15 protein-coding genes are annotated in these 19,410 nt (G+C 67.7%); 10 read left to right on the top strand and 5 right to left on the bottom strand.

Features of this window, described 5'->3' with window-relative positions; all coding sequences use genetic code 11:
- The first annotated feature begins 21 nt into the window (after positions 1–21).
- The 4 genes from aceB to PDM29_RS08500 all read left to right on the top strand — a co-directional run bounded on the left by aceB (position 22) and on the right by PDM29_RS08500 (position 6,764).
- Positions 22–1,671, top strand: coding sequence for a malate synthase A (gene aceB / locus PDM29_RS08485; RefSeq protein ID WP_311193407.1), 1,650 nt, complete (start codon positions 22–24; stop codon positions 1,669–1,671).
- Between the two features lie 39 nt (positions 1,672–1,710).
- Positions 1,711–3,003: an isocitrate lyase gene (gene aceA, locus PDM29_RS08490; protein WP_311193408.1), complete on the top strand. Its 1,293-nt coding sequence runs from the start codon at positions 1,711–1,713 to the stop codon at positions 3,001–3,003.
- Positions 3,004–3,226: 223 nt separating this feature from the next.
- Entirely contained in the window at positions 3,227–4,270 is a 1,044-nt protein-coding gene (locus PDM29_RS08495) for a GGDEF domain-containing protein (protein WP_311193409.1), read from the top strand.
- 13 nt (positions 4,271–4,283) lie between these two features.
- Positions 4,284–6,764 carry a putative peptide modification system cyclase gene (locus PDM29_RS08500; protein ID WP_311193410.1) on the top strand — a complete coding sequence of 827 codons (2,481 nt, stop codon included), beginning with the start codon at positions 4,284–4,286 and terminating at the stop codon, positions 6,762–6,764.
- Between the two features lie 21 nt (positions 6,765–6,785).
- Here the strand turns inward: PDM29_RS08500 and PDM29_RS08505 are convergent, their stop codons facing one another.
- Positions 6,786–7,088 (bottom strand): NHLP-related RiPP peptide, encoded by a 303-nt coding sequence (locus PDM29_RS08505; protein WP_311193411.1) that lies wholly within the window; start codon positions 7,086–7,088, stop codon positions 6,786–6,788.
- Positions 7,089–7,282: 194 nt separating this feature from the next.
- On the opposite strand from PDM29_RS08505, the gene PDM29_RS08510 reads away from it, so the two are divergent.
- Complete coding sequence (locus PDM29_RS08510; RefSeq protein WP_311193412.1) at positions 7,283–8,440, top strand: putative peptide maturation dehydrogenase; 1,158 nt, start codon at positions 7,283–7,285, stop codon at positions 8,438–8,440.
- A gap of 55 nt (positions 8,441–8,495) precedes the next feature.
- Here the strand turns inward: PDM29_RS08510 and PDM29_RS08515 are convergent, their stop codons facing one another.
- The 3 genes from PDM29_RS08515 to PDM29_RS08525 are packed head-to-tail and all read right to left on the bottom strand — an operon-like array spanning position 8,496 to position 13,277.
- On the bottom strand, positions 8,496–10,478 hold the full coding sequence (locus PDM29_RS08515) for an acetyl/propionyl/methylcrotonyl-CoA carboxylase subunit alpha (protein WP_425508732.1): 1,983 nt from the start codon (positions 10,476–10,478) through the stop codon (positions 8,496–8,498).
- 14 nt (positions 10,479–10,492) lie between these two features.
- Entirely contained in the window at positions 10,493–12,103 is a 1,611-nt protein-coding gene (locus PDM29_RS08520) for a carboxyl transferase domain-containing protein (protein ID WP_311193414.1), read from the bottom strand.
- 10 nt (positions 12,104–12,113) lie between these two features.
- On the bottom strand, positions 12,114–13,277 hold the full coding sequence (locus PDM29_RS08525; RefSeq protein ID WP_311193415.1) for an isovaleryl-CoA dehydrogenase: 1,164 nt from the start codon (positions 13,275–13,277) through the stop codon (positions 12,114–12,116).
- A gap of 84 nt (positions 13,278–13,361) precedes the next feature.
- Here PDM29_RS08525 and PDM29_RS08530 point away from each other — a divergent pair, with 84 nt between their 5' ends.
- From PDM29_RS08530 to PDM29_RS08540, 3 genes are all read left to right on the top strand, one after another.
- A complete protein-coding gene (locus PDM29_RS08530; protein ID WP_125359596.1) occupies positions 13,362–13,967 on the top strand; it encodes a TetR/AcrR family transcriptional regulator in 606 nt (201 codons plus the stop codon).
- A 115-nt stretch (positions 13,968–14,082) separates the two neighbouring features.
- Entirely contained in the window at positions 14,083–14,601 is a 519-nt protein-coding gene (locus PDM29_RS08535; RefSeq protein ID WP_311193416.1) for a c-type cytochrome, read from the top strand.
- Between the two features lie 165 nt (positions 14,602–14,766).
- Positions 14,767–16,206, top strand: coding sequence for an ExeM/NucH family extracellular endonuclease (locus tag PDM29_RS08540; RefSeq protein WP_311193417.1), 1,440 nt, complete (start codon positions 14,767–14,769; stop codon positions 16,204–16,206).
- Positions 16,207–16,298: 92 nt separating this feature from the next.
- Here PDM29_RS08540 and PDM29_RS08545 read toward each other — a convergent pair whose 3' ends face one another.
- Complete coding sequence (locus PDM29_RS08545) at positions 16,299–17,156, bottom strand: EamA family transporter (RefSeq protein ID WP_311193418.1); 858 nt, start codon at positions 17,154–17,156, stop codon at positions 16,299–16,301.
- 46 nt (positions 17,157–17,202) lie between these two features.
- Here PDM29_RS08545 and PDM29_RS08550 point away from each other — a divergent pair, with 46 nt between their 5' ends.
- Together PDM29_RS08550 and zapE are read left to right on the top strand one after the other, a co-directional pair.
- Positions 17,203–17,877 carry an alpha/beta hydrolase gene (locus PDM29_RS08550; protein WP_311193419.1) on the top strand — a complete coding sequence of 225 codons (675 nt, stop codon included), beginning with the start codon at positions 17,203–17,205 and terminating at the stop codon, positions 17,875–17,877.
- On the top strand, positions 17,874–18,974 hold the full coding sequence (gene zapE / locus PDM29_RS08555; protein ID WP_311193420.1) for a cell division protein ZapE: 1,101 nt from the start codon (positions 17,874–17,876) through the stop codon (positions 18,972–18,974). Before PDM29_RS08550 ends, zapE begins: the two co-directional genes overlap by 4 nt.
- The last annotated feature ends 436 nt before the right edge of the window (positions 18,975–19,410 follow it).

Here is a 19,410-nt window from a genome sequence, read left to right on the forward strand (position 1 = left end):
CCCGCATCGCAGGAGTTGGACATGTCCGCTGTCGCCGCCTTCGCCACGCCCCAGCCCACCCCGGCCGATGCACCGGCCACGCCGGGCATTGCCCTGACCACCCAGCTGGCCGGTCAGTCGGCCCTGCTGCCGGCGGGGGTACTGGCGCTGCTGGTGTCGCTGCATCGTGCGGTGGAGCCGGAACGCCAGCGCCGCCTGCAGGCGCGCCGCGAGCGCCAGGCCCGCTTCGACGCCGGCGAGCTGCCGGACTTCCGTGCCGACACCGCCGCCCTCCGCGCCGACGACTGGAAGGTCGCGCCGATCCCGGACGCGCTGCAGGACCGCCGCGTGGAGATCACCGGGCCGACCGACCCGAAGATGGTGATCAACGCGCTGAACTCGGGGGCCAAGGTGTTCATGGCCGATTTCGAGGACTCCACCGCCCCGGCCTGGCGCAACGTGCTGGCCGGCCAGCAGGCGCTGATCGGCGCGGTGCGCGGCGACCTGACCTTCACCGGCCCCAGCGTGGACGGCAAGCCGGGCAAGCACTACGCGCTGCGCCCGCTGCAGGAGCAGGCGGTGCTGATCGTGCGCCCGCGTGGCTGGCACCTGGACGAGAAGCACGTGCGCATCGACGGCCAGCCGCTGGCCGGCGGCCTGTTCGACGCGGCGGTGTTCGCCTTCCACAACGCGCGCACCCTGATGTGCCGCCAGCGCGGTCCGTACTTCTACCTGCCCAAGCTGCAGTCGATGGAGGAGGCCGCACTGTGGGAGACCGCGCTGTCGCACATCGAGGGCATGCTCGGTCTGCCGCATGGGCAGATCAAGGTGACGGTGCTGATCGAAACGCTGCCGGCGGTGTTCGAGATGGACGAGATCCTGCATGCGCTGCGCGACCGCATCGTCGGTCTGAACTGCGGGCGTTGGGATTACATCTTCTCGTACATCAAGACCTTCCGCGCACACCCGGACAAGGTGTTGCCCGAGCGGGGCCAGGTGACCATGACCCAGCCGTTCCTGAAGGCATATTCGGAGCTGCTGATCCAGACCTGCCATCGCCGTGGCGCGCACGCGATGGGCGGCATGGCCGCGCAGATTCCGATCAACCACGACGCCGCCGCCAACGAACAGGCGATGGCGCGGGTGCGTGCGGACAAGCTGCGCGAAGTGACCGCCGGCCATGACGGCACCTGGGTGGCGCACCCGGCGCTGATTCCGGTGGCGCAGGCGATCTTCGACGAGCACATGCCCGGACCGAACCAGCACGCGGTCCTGCGCCGTGATGTGAAGGTGGATCGCGATGCGTTGATTGCCACACCCGCAGGCACGATCACCCGCGCCGGTTTCGAGGGCAACGTGGAGGTCTGCGTGCGCTACCTCGCCGCGTGGCTGGACGGTAACGGCTGTGTGCCGATCCATCACCTGATGGAAGACGCGGCCACCGCCGAGATCAGCCGCAGCCAGCTGTGGCAGTGGCTGCACGTGCCGGGCCAGCACCTGGACGACGGCACCGCGATCGATCTGGCGCTGCTGGACGCGACGTTGGCGGGCCTGCCGGCGCGGCTGGGTGATCGCAGTGCGCTGCCCGGTGGCGCGCGGATTGAAGAGGCGATTGCGCTGCTGGGTGAGCTGAGCCGCCGTGACGCGCTGACCGATTTTCTGACCTTGCCGGCGTACGACCGGTTGGATTGATTCGTTACCCCATCCCCATCGTTCATCTGGAGAACCGACATGAGCAAGCTGCCGACCGCCGAACAGATCCAGCACGAATGGAACACCGACCCGCGCTGGGCCGGCATCACCCGCAACTACACCGCCGCCGACGTGGTGCGCCTGCGGGGCACGGTGCACGTGGAGCACTCGCTCGCCCGTCTGGGCGCGGAAAAGCTGTGGAAGTACCTGCATGAAAAGGACTTCGTCAACGCGCTGGGCGCGCTGACCGGCAACCAGGCGATGCAGCAGGTGAAGGCCGGCCTCAATGCGATCTACCTGTCGGGCTGGCAGGTCGCGGCCGATGCCAACCTGGCCGGCCAGATGTATCCGGACCAGTCGCTGTACCCGGCCGATTCAGTGCCGGCGGTGGTCAAGCGCATCAACAACACGCTGCTGCGCGCCGACCAGCTGCACCACGCCGAAGGCAAGGACGAGATCGACTTCCTGCAGCCGATCGTGGCCGACGCCGAAGCGGGCTTTGGTGGCGTGCTCAATGCCTTCGAGCTGATGAAGGCGATGATTGAAGCCGGCGCAGCGGGCGTGCATTTCGAAGACCAGTTGGCCTCGGTGAAGAAGTGCGGCCACATGGGCGGCAAGGTGCTGGTGCCGACCCGCGAGGCCATTGAGAAATTGAACGCGGCGCGATTGGCGGCGGACGTGCTGGGCGTGCCGACGCTGCTGGTGGCCCGTACCGATGCCGAGGCGGCCGACCTCCTGACCAGCGACATCGACAGCAACGACCAGCCGTTCGCTACTGGTGAGCGCACGCCGGAAGGCTTCTATCGCACCCGCAACGGCCTGGACCAGGCGATCAGCCGCGGCCTGGCGTATGCCCCGTATGCCGACCTGATCTGGTGTGAAACCGGCAAGCCGGACCTGGAATTCGCGCGCAAGTTCGCCGAGGCGATCCATGCGAAGTTCCCGGGCAAGCTGCTGGCCTACAACTGCTCGCCCAGCTTCAATTGGAAGAAGAACCTGGACGACGCGACGATTGCGAAGTTCCAGAAGGAGATCGCCAGCTACGGCTACAAGTTCCAGTTCATCACCCTGGCCGGTTTCCACGCCCTGAACTACTCGATGTTCAACCTGGCCCACGGCTACGCCCGCCGCCAGATGAGCGCCTTCGTGGAACTGCAGGAAGCCGAATTCGCCGCCGCCGACCGCGGCTTCACCGCGGTGAAGCACCAGCGCGAGGTCGGCACCGGCTACTTCGACGCGGTCACCCAGGCCATCCAGCAGGGCCAGTCCTCCACCACCGCCCTGACCGGCTCCACCGAAGAAGAACAGTTCAGCGCCGGCCAGGCAGCCTGATCTTCACGCAATGCCTCAGGGGTGCCGGGCATGGCCCGGCACCTTCCGTCTTCACATGATCCGCTGGCCGCTCCGCTCCCAAACCCGCGTTCCACCAACCACGGGCCAACGGCCAACACCTGAAATTTTGGCCGTTTTTAATGGAACTGGGATGAGGCGCACACTTTTAAGGAGTGCTATCCTCATCTGCTCACCGGGGGACGCTGGGAAGCGGGTGCACGGGATGACCGGCAAGTTTGCTACGCAAGTGTGCGCGCAGGAACCAGGCATCGCGGAAACCGCGATGGCTGACATCGTGCACGCCGTGCTGAGCGCCGGTGAATTCGCCCTGTTCGCTGAATTCGGCCAGCAGCTGCAGCTGCGCAGTGGTGACTACCTGTTCCACAGTGGCCAGGCAGGCGGCACCATGTACGTCATCGTCAGTGGCAGCATCGAGCTCGACTTCGGCGAAGACCTCGTTGTGAAGACGCTGGGGCCCCAGGAATTCTTCGGCGAACTCGGCCTGCTCATCGGTGACCACCCGCGCAGCGCCGATGCCCGCGCCACCGTCGACAGCGTGGTGCTTGAACTCGGTCACGACCAGTTCCAGCGCCTCGTCGACCACGACCCCGGTCTGGTCGCCTATTTCCTGCGCCGGACCATCATGCGCGTGGTCAGCAACGAACAGGTGCTCATCCGCCAGCTGCGCCGCCGCAACCATGACCTCGAAGCCGCTCTGGACAACCTGTACGTCACCACCCACCAGCTCACCCATACCCGTGAACTGGTCCGTACCGACGAACTCACCGGCCTGCACAACCGTCGCGGGCTGGCCCTGTATCTGCAGGAATGCCGCAGTACCGACCATGGGGCTCCGCAGGGGCTGCTGCTGATCGACTGCGACCAGTTCAAGCAGGTCAACGACGAGCACGGCCACCAGGCCGGCGACCGGGTCCTGCAGAGCGTGGCCAACATCCTGCGCTCGGTGGCCACCGAGGACGACCGCGCCTGCCGCCTCGGTGGCGACGAGTTCTGCCTGCTGCTGCGCCACGCCGACCGCGACAGCCTGCACCACGCGGCTGAATTCGTGCTCAGTGCGGTGCAGGGCCTGCTCGGCCGCGCCACCGCGCACCCCAACATCTGCCCGGTCAGCATCGGGGCCTGCCTGCTCGAGCCCCACACCGACTGGAGCGAGTGGTACGCTCGCGCCGACAACGCGCTTTACCAGGCCAAGCGCCTGGGCGGTAACCGCCTGCACTGGTCGCGTGCCGCGACCGCCACGCCCTGACGGGGATCCCCTCATGAACGGCGACATCGGACCGTCGACCCAGGCCCCGCAGCTCCGCGCCCTGCTGTTCACAGACCTGTGCGACTCGCTGCTGCTGGTTGAACGCATTGGCGATGCCGCCGCCGCCGAGCTGTTCCAGCACCACGACCGGCTGGTGCTGGCGCTTCAGCAGCAGTGGAACGGCCAGCAGATCGACCGCTCCGATGGCCTGTTCCTGCTGTTCGAGCGCGCCATTGATGGCCTGGGCTTCGCCTTGGATTACCAGCGCGAAGTGCAGAAGCTGGGCCAGCAGCGCCAGCTGCCGCTTCGCGCCCGCGCCGGCCTGCACGTTGGCGAGGTGCTGATCTGGGACAACAGCCCCGAAGCCATCAACGCCGGTGCCAAGGCGGTCGAGGTGGAAGGCCTGGCCAAGCCGATGGCCGCGCGCCTGATGGCACTGGCCCGACCCGGGCAGATCCTGCTTTCCTCCGTGGCCGAATCACTGACCCGTCGCGCCAGCAGCGAGCTCGGCGAGCGCGGCGAAAAACTGCAGTGGCGTTCGCACGGACCGTGGCTGTTCAAGGGTGCCAGTACCGTACAGGAAGTGTTTGAGGTCGGTGAATCGGGCTTCGCTCCGCTGCGCATGCCGCGCGCCACGGCCAAGGCTCGCCGCAAGCTGCCGCTGTGGCGGCGTCCAGCCGCGTTGGCCGCTGAAGTTGCGTTGATTGCGGTGCTGGGCATCGGCGGTTGGATCCTGCTGCGTCCCGAACCCGCCATCGCCTTTGCCGAACGCGACTGGGTGGTGGTGGCCGATGTGGACAACCGCAGCGGCGAGCCGCTGTTCGACATCAGCCTGCAGCGCGCGTTGCTGATGAGCCTGGAGCAGTCGCGCTACGTCAACGTGTTGTCCGATGGCAAGGTTCGCGAATCGCGCGAACTGATGCAGGTGCCGGCCGACAGGCAGTTGAACCGGCAGCTGGCCAGCGACGTCGCCTCCCGTGAAGGCGCGCGCATGGTGCTGGCCCCCAGCATCGGCCTGGCCGGTGGGCGTTATGTGGTGTCGGTGGACCTGCTGGATCCCACCAGTCGCGCCGTGGTCCGCAGCTATCGCGCCGAGGCCCGCGACCCGGAACAAGTGGTCGATGCCGTGGACGATGTGATCGGACGCCTGCGCGAAGGCCTGGGCGAGACCGTGGCCTCGGTGCAGCAGTCGGTGCCGCTGCCGCAGGCGTCCACCCGCAACCTGCAGGCGCTGAAGTCGTTCGCGCTGGCCGAAGCGGCGCTTGGACGCCGCCGTTTCAGCGAGTCGGCCAAGCTGTATGAGGCTGCGCTCGACGCTGATCCGGATTTCGCCATGGCCCATATCGGCCTGGCCAAGCTGCTGGTGCGGGTCGACAAGCGCGCCGAGGCACTGCCCTATCTCAACCGCGCGCTGGCCCTGGGTGAGCGCCTGCCACACCGCGAGCGCCTGTACCTGAAAGCGTGGAGCAGCGAGCTGCGGCCCGAGAACTGGGCGCTGGAAGACTGGCGGGTGCTGGCTGACGTCTACCCGGATTTCTTCGCTGGCCTGTCCAACACGTCCTGGTACCTGCTGGTCGACAATCGCTTTGCCGAGGCCGAACGCTACGGCCACGCCGCGTCGGTGCCACAGGACGTGCTGCGCGCCTATCCCATCGGCTACGTCGGCTGGATCCAGCTGGGCACCAACCGCTACGACGAAGCGCTGCGCAGCTTCCAGGTGGCCGAACAGCTGACCGGCCGTAACGGCAGCGACATGCGCTCGGACGTGCTGGTTGCACAACGCCGCTATAAGGAAGCGCAAGCGCTGCTGGCGCAGCTGCCCAAGCCGCGCGACGAACTGCAGACCATCATGCACCAGCGTGCGCGGGTGCTGCTGGCGGCCGACCAGGACGACTGCACCGGCATGAACGAGGCCATGGCCAGCGAACCGGCACCGACCGAATCCGCCGACTTCGCCATCCATGTCAGGCTCATGCAGGCGGTGGTGGACACCGCCTGCGAGAAGCCCGACCCGGCGCGGCTGGCCGAGATCGCGGCACAGCTGAAACCGCTGATGGCGCTCACCCACGAGCCGAATCTGTCCGACCGGGTGTCGCGCCTGCTGATGCTGGTCTACCTGGCACAGCGCCAGGGCAATACGGCCCTGGCCGACGCACTGCTGCGCGACCATGATGCGCTGGCAGCACAGCTGAAGAATCCGGTGGTGAGCAAGTGGCGCACCATCGTGCTGGCCATGCAGCAGATCGGCAGGAACCAGCCGGCACGCGCCGAGGCGCTGCTGCTGCCGCTGATGGATGGCACCGAACCGTTGCAGGCGCGCGTGGTGCTGCGTGAGGCGCAGCGTCGGCTCGGCAACGCAGAAGAGTTCCAGAAGCAGAACGAATGGCTGTTCGCACATCGCGGCCGCGCCTTCGCCGAAGTGGCGGTGATGCAGCTGATGCAGCCCCTGAGCGTGCACGACACGCTGGGCGATGCCTCCCTGCGTCCGCGCTGAGGCGAACGCAGGGAAAGCAGGTCAGCGTAATGCGCTGGCAACCTTGCCGGCTTCAAAGCAGAAGATCACCTGCATGGTCGACTGCGAGGTGCTCAGGTATTTTTCCAGCTGGGTCTGCACGGCACGCAGCTCGTCCACGCTGGCCAACTGGGTGACGTCGCAGCAGTCCGGCACCGCGTCGGTGCCGTAGCCGATCTCGGTCAGCGCCTTGGCCGCGTCGGCCTGGAACAGCGCGCGGAAATCCGCATCATCGATAAGACGGCTGACCAGCTGCGCGGCCGCCTCAGGGGAAATCTTGCTCTTGCCGTTGTTCTCGTCGCTCATGACAGTCGATCCAAGGTGGAAGTACGGTTATCGGCGCGACGCGCCAGGAATGTAGGGACACGCCATGCGTGTCCGCGTGGCAGTTCAGCGCCACGTGCCCCCAACGTAATCCGTATCCATGACCGGACAACGCGCTGCAGGCGGACAACCCGCCCCCTAGAATGGCCGTACCTTCCCCCATCCGCCTCCCACCCATGCGCCTGCGCCGCTGCACCATCGTCATGTTCGAACCGCGCGAGGAGGTCCAGTTCGACCTGCAGTCACTGCTGCAGGGGCGCACCGAACTGGCCACCCGCACCACCTGGCTGGCGCTGGCCGGGCACCTGGACCAGCCGGTACCGGTCAGCACGGCCCAGCGCGAACTGCTGGGAAGCCTCAGCGCCCACCAGTGGGTGGACGCCACGGACCTGCAGGCAGACCCCGCCGCCTGGCAGCCTTTGCTGGCTGCGGGCCTGCTGATCGGCGAAGCACACGCTTCCGCATACCGGCAGCACGATGAAGCCGTGCGCGATGCCCACTGGTGGCCGCTGTCGGCACTTGCGCACCGGCATGGGCGCTGGCACGGCGTCGATGGAGCCGCCAACACCCGTAACAGCGACCTGGTCACGGCCAGCGGCCTGCGCCGTCAGCTCGGCGCTCCGCCGCCGTCCGTTGAAGCGCGCGCCGGCGCATACGAGCCGTTGCCGTCGGTGCCGTGCGATGCCTACGATCAGTTGCTGGAACGCCGTACCACCTGCCGCAACTTCGATGCCGGCCGCAGCATCAGCCGCGAGCTGCTGGCCCAGCTGCTGCAGCGTACGGTCAAAGCGCAGGCCGTCTCGCAGGTCGAGGAAGACACCGCATTCCTGAAGAAGCACGTGCCGTCCGGCGGCGGTCTGCACGCCACCGAAACCTATCTGCTGGTGCAGCGGGTGGACGGACTGGCCCCGGGTCTCTACCACTATCATCCGGTGCAGCACGCGGTGGTGCCGATACCACGGCATGACGACCCGCCACTGCCGCAGCTGGCGCAGACCCTGCTGTCCGGCCAGGACTGGTTCTCAGACGCGGCGGTCCACCTGGTGCTGGTGCCGCGTTACGCGCGCACCTTCTGGAAGTACCGCAACCACGCCAAGGCCTACCGCGCGCTGCTGCTCGACGTCGGCCACATCTCGCAGGCGCTGTACATGGCGGCGACCGAACGCGGCATGGCCGCGTTCGTCACTGCCGCCATCAACGAAGTGGACATCGAGCAGGCCTTCGGCCTGGACGGCATCACTCAAAGCCCGCTGGCCATCGTCGGCGTCGGTTGGCGCAGCGACACGCTTACCACCACCGAATTCGACCCCAACCATACCGTCTGGCCCGCGTGATACCCGGCACCTGGGGCTGCTCCGCGTAGCGACGCGCCACGCGCGTCGACGGGGTCTACGCCACCTCGAAATCCACCAACACCGCGCCATCCCCGACCTGATCCCCGGCCTTCACCCGGAACCCCTGCACCGTGCCATCGGCCGGAGCCTGCAGCGTGTGCTCCATCTTCATCGCCTCCAGCACCAGCAGCGGCGTGCCCTTGCGCACCTCGGTACCCGACGCCACCAGTGTGGCGACGATGCGGCCCGGCATTGGCGCAACCAGGCTGCCGGCATCCACCACGCCCTGGTCGGCCTCGCTGACCGGGTCATGCAGGGTGAAGCGGCGGACGCCCTGCGCGCCGAACAGATACAGCTCGCCGCCGTCGCGCACGACGCGCGCGCGGTGCAGCTGCCCGTCCACCTGCAGGGTCAGCTGCTCGCCGTTGAGGCCACCGTGGGCGGTGACGGTGTGGCCATCGCGCAGAAGGGTCCACGCGTCGCCCTGCGCCGTGGCATCGACAACGGCCAGCACGCCCGCCTGCTCCAGGGTCAGCCGGCGCGCAGCCGCCACCCCCAGCCGCCAGCCATCGCGCGCCTGCCAGGGTGAGTAGGGGTCGCGCGCATCCGCAATCGCTGCGCTTTCGGTTGCAATGGCCGCGACTGCCGCAAGGGCCCACGCCGTTGCATCCCCGGTGGCATCCGGCGGGGCCAGCGCGGCCTGCTCGCGTTCGATCAATGCGGTATCCAGCTTCGCGCCCGCAAACGAGTCGGTCATCACCAGCCGGCGCAGAAACGCCGCGTTGGTGGTCACGCCGACCACTTCGCACTCGGCCAGTGCCTGCTGCATGCGCCGCAGCGCGGCGTCGCGGTCCACGTCCCAGACGATCAGCTTGGCGATCATCGGGTCGTAATACGGGGTAATCGCATCACCTTGTTCGACGCCGGCATCTACCCGCACATGTGCGTTGGCAGCCGGCAGGCGCAGATGCCGCAGCGTGCCGGTGGACGGCAGGAAGCCGCGGTCGGCATCCTCGGCATACAGCCGCGCTTCCAGCGCATGGCCTTGGATGTGCAGCTGCTCCTGCTGCAGCGGCAGCGGCTCACCGCTGGCCACACGCAGCTGCCACTCCACCAGGTCGGTGCCGGTGATGCATTCGGTCACCGGGTGCTCCACCTGCAGACGGGTGTTCATTTCCATGAAGTAGAAATCGCCGTCCGGGCCGGCAATGAACTCCACCGTGCCCGCACCGACGTAGTTGACCGCCCGCGCGGCATTCACCGCCGCGGTGCCCATCGCCGCGCGGCGCTCCGGGGTCATGCCGGGAGCCGGTGCTTCCTCCAGCACCTTCTGGTGACGGCGCTGCACCGAGCAGTCGCGCTCGAACAGGTACACCACGTTGCCGTGGCTGTCGCCGAACACCTGGATCTCGATGTGGCGCGGGCGCTCCACATACTTTTCCACCAGCACGTGTGCATTGCCGAACGCCGACTGCGCTTCGCGCTGGCAGCTGGCCAGTGCATCCACGAAGGCGGCGCTGTCGTCGACCCGGCGCATGCCCTTGCCACCACCGCCGGCGCTGGCCTTGATCAGCACCGGGTAGCCGATGCCATCGGCCTGCGCGCGCAGGAAATCCGGTGCCTGTGCGTCGCCGTGGTAACCCGGGGTCAGCGGCACGCCGGCCTGCTGCATCAGCGCCTTGGCTGCGCTCTTGTCGCCCATCGCGCGGATCGCCGCTGCCGAGGGGCCGATGAACGCGATCCCGGCATCGGCACACGCCTGGGCAAAGTCTGCGTTCTCCGAAAGGAAGCCGTAGCCCGGGTGGATCGCCTGCGCGCCGGTCTGGCGCGCGGCGGCCAGGATCGCGTCCGCGCGCAGATAGCTATCGCGCGCCGGGGCCGGACCGATCGCCACCGCTTCGTCGGCCAGGCGCACGTGCCGTGCGTTGCGGTCGGCGTCGGAATACACCGCTACCGTGGCAATGCCCAGGCGCTGGCAGGTGGCAATGACGCGGCAGGCAATTTCGCCGCGGTTGGCGATCAGGATCTTGGTGAACATGGTCATCTTCCGGGTTACATGCGGAACACGCCGAACGCAGTGTTACGCGCCGGTGCATTGAGGCTGGCCGACAGCGCAAGCGCCAGCACGCGGCGGGTATCGGCCGGGTCGATCACGCCGTCATCCCACAAACGCGCGCTGGCGTAATAGGGATGGCCCTGCTGCTCGAACTGGTCGCGGATCGGGGTCTTGAACTGGTCTTCCTCTTCGCTCGACCACTGCCCGCCCTTGGCTTCAATGCCGTCGCGCTTCACCGTGGCCAGCACGCTGGCGGCCTGCTCGCCGCCCATCACGCCGATGCGCGCATTCGGCCACATCCAAAGGAAGTTGGGCGAATAAGCGCGGCCACACATGCCGTAATTGCCGGCACCGAACGAGCCGCCGATCACCACAGTGAACTTGGGCACCTTGGCGCAGGCCACCGCCATCACCAGCTTCGCTCCATCCTTGGCGATGCCGCCGTGCTCGTACTTGCGGCCGACCATGAAGCCGGTGATGTTCTGCAGGAACACCAGTGGAATGCCGCGCTGGGTGCACAGTTCAATGAAGTGCGCGCCCTTCAGTGCGGACTCGGAGAACAGGATGCCGTTGTTGGCGATGATGCCCACCGGGTAGCCGTGCAGATGCGCGAAGCCGGTCACCAGGGTGTTGCCATAGCGCGGCTTGAATTCGTCAAAGCGCGAATCATCGACCAGGCGCATGATGACTTCGCGGACGTCGTACGGCTTGCGGGTGTCGGCGGGAATCACGCCGTACAGTTCCTGCGCTGGGTAGCGCGGCTCCAGCGGTGCCTGCATCGCCAGCGCCGGTTCCGGCTTGCGCCAGTTGAGCTGGGCAATGATCGCGCGCACCCGCGCCAGCGCCTGCAGGTCGTTGTCGGCCATGTGGTCGGCGACGCCGGAAATGCGCGTGTGCACGTCGGCACCGCCCAGTTCCTCGGCACTGACCACTTCGCCGGTGGCCGCCTTCACCAGTGGCGGGCCGCCCAGGAAGATCGTGCCCTGCTCGCGCACGATCACCGTCTCATCGCTCATCGCCGGCACATAGGCACCGCCGGCGGTGCATGAGCCCATCACGCAGGCAATCTGCGGAATGCCCTGCGCGGACAGGTTGGCCTGGTTGTAGAAGATGCGGCCGAAATGGTCGCGGTCCGGGAACACCTCGTCCTGCAACGGCAGGAACGCGCCGCCGGAGTCGACCAGATAGATGCAGGGCAGGCGGTTCTGTTCGGCCACCTCCTGCGCACGCAGGTGCTTCTTCACCGTGACCGGGTAATAAGTGCCGCCCTTCACCGTGGCGTCGTTGGCCACGATCACGCATTCCACCCCGGACACGCGGCCGATGCCGGCCACCACGCCGGCGCTGGGAATCGGGTCGTCGTACATGCCGTGCGCGGCCAGCGGCGCAATTTCCAGGAACGCGCTGCCCGGGTCCAGCAACGCATCAATGCGCTCACGCACCAGCAGCTTGCCGCGCGCGGTGTGCTTCTGTCGGGCGGCTTCGCTGCCGCCGCGCGCGGTCTGCGCCAGCGTGGCGCGCAGGTCATCCACCACCGCCTGCAGTGCCGCGCGGTTGGCCTCGAAAGTCTCGCTGCCCGGTTGCAGCTGGGTGCTCAATACGCTCATCGCAGGGCCCTTACTTGGTGCGCTGGAACAGTTCGCGGCCGATCAGCATGCGGCGGATCTCCGAGGTGCCCGCGCCGATCTCGTACAGCTTGGCATCGCGCCACAGCCGGCCGGTGGGGTACTCGTTGATGTAGCCGTTGCCGCCGAGGATCTGGATCGCCTGGCCGGTCAGCCAGGTGGCCTTCTCGGCCGAGTACAGAATGGCACCGGCCGCGTCCTGGCGGGTGGTGCGACCCTGGTCGCAGGCGCGCGCCACTGCATACACATAGGCGCGGCAGGCATTCAGGCCGACGTACATGTCGGCCAGCTTGGCCTGGATCAGCTGGAAGGTGCCGATCGCCTCGCCGAACTGCTTGCGCTCGTGTACGTAGGGCATAACCACGTCCAGCGCGGCCGCCATCAGCCCCAGCGGGCCGCCGGACAGCACCACGCGCTCGTAGTCCAGCCCGGACATCAGCACCTTGGTGCCGCCGCCGACCGTGCCCAGCACGTTGGCTTCCGGCACTTCGCAGTCCTCGAACACCAGTTCGCAGGTGTTGGAGCCGCGCATGCCCAGCTTGTCCAGCTTCTGTGCGGTGGAAAAGCCCTTCATGCCCTTTTCGACCAGGAACGCGGTGATGCCCTTGGCTCCGGCGTCCGGGTCGGTCTTGGCGTAGACCACCAGCACGTCGGCATCCGGCCCGTTGGTGATCCACATCTTGTTGCCGTTGAGCACGTAGTGGTCACCGCGCTTGTCGGCGCGCAGCTTCATCGACACCACGTCCGAGCCCGCGCCCGGTTCGCTCATCGCCAGCGCGCCAACCTTGGTGCCGCTGCACAGGTCGGGCAGGAAGCGCTGCTTCTGTTCTTCGGTGCCGTTCTTGCGCAGCTGGTTCACGCACAGGTTCGAATGCGCGCCATAGCTGAGGCCGATGCCACCGGAGGCGCGTGAGATCTCTTCCATCGCCACCACGTGGGCCAGGTAGCCCATGCCACTGCCGCCGTATTCCTCTTCCACGGTCAGGCCGAGCAGTCCCTGTTCGCCGAGCTTGCGCCACAGCGGATGCGGGAACAGATTCTCCTCGTCGGCCTTCGCCGCCAGCGGGGCGACCTCGGCCGAGGCAAAATGGGCCACGCTCTGGCGCAGCAGATCGATCTCTTCGCCGAGGTCGAAGTTCAGGGTTGGGACGTGCATGGCGGGCTCCACGATTTTCGCCAGCCTAGCCCGCCCCGGGGTAAAAGTGAATACAAATTCAAAAATTGAACATAGAATCAGAAAATGGCCTATAAACGCTCCGCACTGATGGAAGAACGCCTGGCCGGGGCCCGCGAGCGGATCCTGCTGGCAACCCGCGCGCTGGTGGCTGCCGGCGGCTACCGCAACGCCCCGGTTACCGCCGTAGCGGCCGAGGCCGGGGTCTCCACCGGGCTGATCTACCGGCACTTCCCGTCCAAGGCCGAGCTGTTCGTGGAGGTGCTGACCGCAGCGGTCGAGCACGAACTGCGCATCTTCGAGGGCATCGCCGCCGAGGCCCTGCCCGCGCCGGAACGGCTGCGCCGGGCGATCACCGCCTTCGTGCGCCGCGCTTTGGCCGGCCCCGGGCTGGCTTACGCCTTCATCGCCGAACCGGTCGACCCGGAAGTGGAAGCCGAGCGCATCCGCTGCCGACGGCTGTTCGGCGATGTGTTCCACCGCATCGTCGCCGACGGTGTCGCAACTGGCAGCTTTCCCGCCCAGGACACCCGGGTCACGGCGGCCTGCATCGTGGGGGCGTTCACCGAAGCGCTGGTCGGGCCAACCGCGCCCAGTCGTGACGCAGTGGGCGACGAAGACGCGCTGGTAGCGTCGATCTGCCAGGTCTGCCTGCGCGCTGCCGGCGGCTGAGGCCTTGCCATTGCTGCATTGCGGCACTTGAATGCGGCTTGCACAGGCTTGCCGCCGCTGGTCATACTCGCCCGACAAGCCGTGGTCCAACGACTATCAGCCAGGGGTATAGAGAGTGCGGAATTACGACCTCGAGTTCCTGAAACGCTTTTCCATGGTCATCGCGCTGTTGATGGCCATCACGCTCGGATTGATCCTGTTCGCCGCGTACCTGCACACCCGCATTCCGCCGGAAGTCTCGCCGCAGGCGGCCAAGCGCACCGAACTGCGCATTGCCCCGGCCGGCGCGGTCTACGCCGGCGCCACCGGTGCCGCCGAACAGGCCGCGGCCAAGGCCGCCGCATTGGCCAAGGCCGCCGCGCAGGTCGCCTATGGCGGCACCACCGACGGCAAGGTGATCTTCGACAACCTGTGCACCGCCTGCCACACCACCGGCGTCGGCCAGGCTCCCACCCTGGACCATGCGCATTGGGATCAGCGCCTCGGGCAGGGCAAGGACACCCTTTATAAGCACGCCATCGAGGGCTACACCGGCCCGGACGGCGGGATCATGCCGCCCAAGGGCGGCAACCCGGCGCTGACCGAGGAGCAGATCCACGCCACCGTGGATTGGATGCTGGCGAATCTGAAATAACCGTCCCCCCGGCCTCACTCGGGGAACGCGTAGGGACGCGCCATGCGCGTCCTCGCGGTGTCGAACGGGCCCGGCTTTGCCCAACCCGGGCAACCATCATCACACGCGCCATCCCGCCACAATCTGGCGATACCCTGTGCGTCTCTTACCTGCCCGTGCCCGCCGATGCGCCGCTGTTCTCTTGCCCTTGCCCTGTCGCTGCTGCTGCCCGTCACCGCCTTCGCCCAGGCCCAGCCGCGGGCACAACCGGCTCCCGCCGCAACCTCTGCACGCGCCACGGTCACCCTGACCACGGCCCCGGCGGACTGGCGCGTGCTGGACGGTCAGAAGGTCCGCATCGCCGCGCCGCTGACGCTGGCCGGCACCGACGGCCTGAGCCGCTTCGGCGAACTCACCGTCGCCTTCGACGGTCGCCTGTGGCAGCCCAGCGAAGTCGCGCTGCCGGGTACCGAGGCGCATGCCAAGGTGATCGCCGACAACCAGCGCCGACGCCTGCTGCTCGATGACGGCAGCAGCGCTCGTGACCCGGGCCCGGTGGCCTATCTGCCGGCCGGTGCGGACCTGCGCACCGGCACCGTGCTGCGCAACGTGGAAGGCATCGTGCGGGTGGACGACAAGGGCGTGGCCCGGCTGCAGGTGACCACCCCGCTGAAACTGCCCGCGCCGGCCCGTCCAGCGGTACCGAAGGTTGCCGGCAGCTTGCAGGTGGCCGCGTTCAACCTGGAAAACTTCTTCAACGGCGACGGCCAGGGCGGCGGCTTCCCGACCCTGCGCGGCGCACGCACCCCAGCCGAACACCAAGCGCAGAAGACCAAGCTGGTCACCACCATCAATGCACTGGGCGCTGACGTGGCCGCACTGATGGAACTGGAGAACGACGGCTACGGCCCGCAGTCGGCCATCGCCCAGCTGGTCGATGCGCTCAATGCCGACCGTGGTGCCAAGGGCGACTGGCGCTTCGTGGATGCCAGCAAAGGCCCGGGCGAGAACCCGATCCGCGTTGGTATCATCTACCGCGCCTCGAAGGTGACCCCGGTGGGTGCACCGGCGGTCCTCGAAACCGCGCCGTTCGGCCCGCACAGCCGGGTGCCGCTGGCGCAGGCGTTCCGCGCCGGCAAAGGCGCGCCGTTCGTGGTGGTGGCCAATCACTTCAAGTCCAAGGGCTGCTCGGAAGCCACCGGGGCCGATGCCGACCAGAAGGACGGTCAGGCCTGCTGGAATGCGACCCGGGTAACCTCCGCCAAGCTGCTCGACCAGTGGCTGGCGACCGACCCGACCGGGGCCGGCACGTCGGACGCGGTGCTGCTGGGCGACTTCAACGCCTATGCGATGGAAGCGCCGATCCGCACCCTGCATGACGCCGGCTGGCAGGATGCCTTCGCTGTGGCGAAGATCCAGCAGCCGTATAGCTACGTGTACAACGGCATGACCGGCCGGTTGGATCACGCCCTGTTGAGCCCGGGCATGGCCAAGCGCCTGCGTGGCGCGGCCGAATGGCATATCAATGCGGACGAGGCGGATGACGTCGGCTATCGCGACCGCAACGAGGCTGGCCCGTGGCGCAGTTCGGACCATGATCCGCTGCTGCTCGGCTTCGACCGCTGAAGCGCCGCACGACCGATTTGCCGCACGACCAACGGTCGTGCGCTACCGCCGTCGCCGCCGGTAGGTACCGACCGTTGGTCGGTACGGTGCCATCACCCCCACGCAATCAACGAAATCGCCACCACCGCTAACCCCAACCCCACCCGGTTCCAGCGCGACGTCGGCTCCCCGAACGCCAGCACCCCCACCAGCGCGCCCAGCACCACCACGCCGATGTTCATCCCGGCAAACACGGTCGCCGGGCTGTCCGGCAGCGCCTGGTGGGCGTGCACGTAAAACAGGATGTTGCCGCCGTTGAGCAGGCCCAGCAGCGCGCCGGCACCCAGATTGCGCAGGTTCAACCGGCTGCGTCCGCTGAAGTGCCGCCACAGCTGCAGCGCCAGCATCAGCACGAAGGCGATGCTGAAGCAGGCCAGCAGAGCGGCCATTGATGGCGTCCCCGACAGCGCCACCTGCTTGAGCAGGATGTCCACCACCGCAAACCCGACCCACACGCCCAGCAGCCAGCGCCAGCTGCCCGATGTGGCGGTCACCGAAGGGCCGCGCGGGCGCAGGCTGATCATCAGCATTGCCACCAGGCCCAGCCCCAGCCCAACCAGCTTCCACGCCGTGGCGGTCTGGCCGAAGAACAGGAAGGCCGCCAGCAGACTGAGCAGCAGCGACAACCGCTGGGCCACATCGCTGCGCACGATCCCGGCTTCGGCCACGGCCCGGCCCAGCACCAGGAAAATGGTCGGCAGCACCACCGCCAACCCCAGCAACGCCAGCCACGGCGCGTGCCCGGACTGCAGCGACGCCAGCGGCGGCCGCAGGACCACCGCGGTCAGGGTGGCGGCGACCAGATAGTTCCAGGTCACCATCTGCGCCACGTCCAGCTGCCGGCGCGCGGCCAGCTTCAGCAATACCGAGACCAGCACCGAGCAGATCACGGCCAACAGCAGATATGTCATGAGCGGGGCAGGGCAGGTCGGGGGCAGGGGACGCTATCATGGTGCCATGCAAAATCCCCCGTTCCCCGCCGAATCCGGCACGCTCACCCTGGCCGGCCCGGTCGGCCCGCTCGAGGTCGCTGTCGACCTGCCCAAGGCCGATGTGCCCACCGTGCCGGTCATCGCCGTGATCTGCCATCCGCTGTCCACCGAGGGCGGCAGCCTGCACAACAAGGTGGTGACCATGCTGGCCACCACCCTGCGCGAGATGGGCATCACCACGGTGCGCTTCAATTTCCGCAGCGTGGGCGGCTCGGCGGGTGACTTCGACCATGGCGTGGGCGAACAGGACGACCTGAAGGCCGTGGTGGCCTGGGCGCGCGCGGGCAACCCGCAGGCCACGCTGTGGCTGGCCGGTTTCAGCTTCGGCGCGTTCGTCTCGCTGCGCGCGTCGGCCGAGCTGCAGCCGCAGGTGCTGGTGTCCATTGCCCCGCCCGCCGGGCGCTGGGACTTCGACGGCGTGCAGCCGCCGGCGCAGTGGCTGGTGATCCAGGGCGAGCAGGACGAGATCGTCGACCCGCAGGCCGTGTATGACTGGCTGGAGCAGCTGAAGCTGCCGCACGAACTGGTGCGCATGCCGGAAACCAGCCACTTCTTCCACCGCAAGCTGATCGACCTGCGCGGCGCGCTGACCCACGGCCTGAAGCAGTGGTTGCCCACTACCGGCAGCCCGGCCGCATGAGTTCCGCAGTGTTGACCCCCTCCCAGCGTTACGCCGAAGGCGCAGCGCGGGGCGAATGGCAGAACGACCCCGCCCAGCACGCCGCCCTGGCCGAGCTGGACCGCATCCACACCGCCCTGCTCGACAGCGACCAGGACGGCTGGCTGGATCGCCTGTCCGCGTTCTGGAAGAAGCCCGAGCCGGTCAAGGGCCTGTACTTCTGGGGCGGGGTGGGGCGTGGCAAGACCTTCCTGGTCGACCTGTTCTATGACGGGCTGCCGATCCAGCAGAAGTACCGCACCCACTTCCACCGCTTCATGCGTGGCATCCACGAGCGCCTGCGCGAGCACCAGGGCCAGAGCGACCCGCTGGCCCGCATCGCCCAGGAATGGCGCAACAAGCTGCGCGTGCTGGTGCTGGACGAGTTCTTCGTCACCGACATCGGCGACGCCATGCTGCTGGCGCGCCTGCTTGAGCGCCTGTTTGCCGAAGGGGTCACCCTGGTCACCACCTCCAATACGGCGGTGGAGAACCTGTACCTGAACGGCCTGCAGCGCGACAGCTTCCTGCCCGCCATCGGCCTGCTGCAGACCTACTGCGTGGAGCTGTACGCCGAAGGCACCGAGGACTACCGCATGCGCGCGCTGACCCGCTCGCCGGTGTACCAGTCCCCGCGCGACGCCGGCAGCGACGCCTGGCTGGGCACCCGCTGGTCCGAGCTCAGCGGCGGCGAACAGGCCAAAGCGGGCAATATCGAGATCGAGGGACGCAAGATCCCGGTGCGCGGACGGGGCAAGAGCATCGCCTGGTTCGACTTCGCCGCCCTCTGCGAGGGGCCGCGCGGTCCTTCGGACTACATCGAGATCGCGCACGAGTTCAACACCGTGCTGCTGGGCGACATTCCGCACTTCGACCGCACCAACGAAGACGCCGCCCGGCGCTTCGTCAATCTGATCGACGAACTGTACGACCGCCACGTCAACCTGGTCTGCACCGCCACCGACACCCCGGTGGCGCTGTACACCGGCACCCGCCTGCAGGGCGCGTTCGAGCGCACCGCCTCGCGCCTGATCGAGATGCAGAGCGCCGAGTACCTGGGCACGCCCCACCGGGCGTGATCCCGCGTTTGTTACGCCCACGTGATGCGTGCCGTTCCGTTTTTCACACACTGTTTTCGTCACCCGAAGACGTGTTTCCCCATTGACAGCGCAGTCCATTTCGACAGGTTCCAACCGTTCGTCGGACACCCTTATCGGCCAATCCTTGCGCCACAAGGGATTGGTGAAATCTCCTACATTTAGCGTTGACGATCCCTGACACCCCCACTATCTTGTGGCTGGCGGTTCCACCAACCCCAAGACGGGGCGGGCGGAACCACAGGGAAGCCGGATCGTGCTTCCTGCCGACGAGCCGCCTGCCCACCGCAGACGGTGCCGGTTGCGACAGTCTCCGGGGGGAGAGGGCTGGTGTCACAAGGGGATCGCGTCTGTCGCGTCCCGTGAGACGCCGTTCTGCCACCCTGAGGCCCGTGCGCACCGGCCGGTTGCCAACCCT

The sequence above is a fragment of the Stenotrophomonas oahuensis genome, from assembly GCF_031834595.1.
Taxonomy (GTDB): Bacteria; Pseudomonadota; Gammaproteobacteria; order Xanthomonadales; family Xanthomonadaceae; genus Stenotrophomonas; species Stenotrophomonas oahuensis.

What these genes read in the sequence shown, in the direction of transcription:
- PDM29_RS08545 (WP_311193418.1), bottom strand. Translation starts at nt 17,156, where the DNA reads ATGACATATCTGCTGTTGGCCGTGATCTGCTCGGTGCTGGTCTCGGTA.
- PDM29_RS08540 (WP_311193417.1), top strand. Translation starts at nt 14,767, where the DNA reads ATGCGCCGCTGTTCTCTTGCCCTTGCCCTGTCGCTGCTGCTGCCCGTC.
- zapE (WP_311193420.1), top strand. Translation starts at nt 17,874, where the DNA reads ATGAGTTCCGCAGTGTTGACCCCCTCCCAGCGTTACGCCGAAGGCGCA.
- PDM29_RS08500 (WP_311193410.1), top strand. Translation starts at nt 4,284, where the DNA reads ATGAACGGCGACATCGGACCGTCGACCCAGGCCCCGCAGCTCCGCGCC.
- PDM29_RS08510 (WP_311193412.1), top strand. Translation starts at nt 7,283, where the DNA reads ATGCGCCTGCGCCGCTGCACCATCGTCATGTTCGAACCGCGCGAGGAG.
- PDM29_RS08550 (WP_311193419.1), top strand. Translation starts at nt 17,203, where the DNA reads ATGCAAAATCCCCCGTTCCCCGCCGAATCCGGCACGCTCACCCTGGCC.
- aceB (WP_311193407.1), top strand. Translation starts at nt 22, where the DNA reads ATGTCCGCTGTCGCCGCCTTCGCCACGCCCCAGCCCACCCCGGCCGAT.
- aceA (WP_311193408.1), top strand. Translation starts at nt 1,711, where the DNA reads ATGAGCAAGCTGCCGACCGCCGAACAGATCCAGCACGAATGGAACACC.
- PDM29_RS08505 (WP_311193411.1), bottom strand. Translation starts at nt 7,088, where the DNA reads ATGAGCGACGAGAACAACGGCAAGAGCAAGATTTCCCCTGAGGCGGCC.
- PDM29_RS08520 (WP_311193414.1), bottom strand. Translation starts at nt 12,103, where the DNA reads ATGAGCGTATTGAGCACCCAGCTGCAACCGGGCAGCGAGACTTTCGAG.
- PDM29_RS08530 (WP_125359596.1), top strand. Translation starts at nt 13,362, where the DNA reads ATGGCCTATAAACGCTCCGCACTGATGGAAGAACGCCTGGCCGGGGCC.
- PDM29_RS08515 (WP_425508732.1), bottom strand. Translation starts at nt 10,478, where the DNA reads ATGTTCACCAAGATCCTGATCGCCAACCGCGGCGAAATTGCCTGCCGC.
- PDM29_RS08525 (WP_311193415.1), bottom strand. Translation starts at nt 13,277, where the DNA reads ATGCACGTCCCAACCCTGAACTTCGACCTCGGCGAAGAGATCGATCTG.
- PDM29_RS08495 (WP_311193409.1), top strand. Translation starts at nt 3,227, where the DNA reads ATGACCGGCAAGTTTGCTACGCAAGTGTGCGCGCAGGAACCAGGCATC.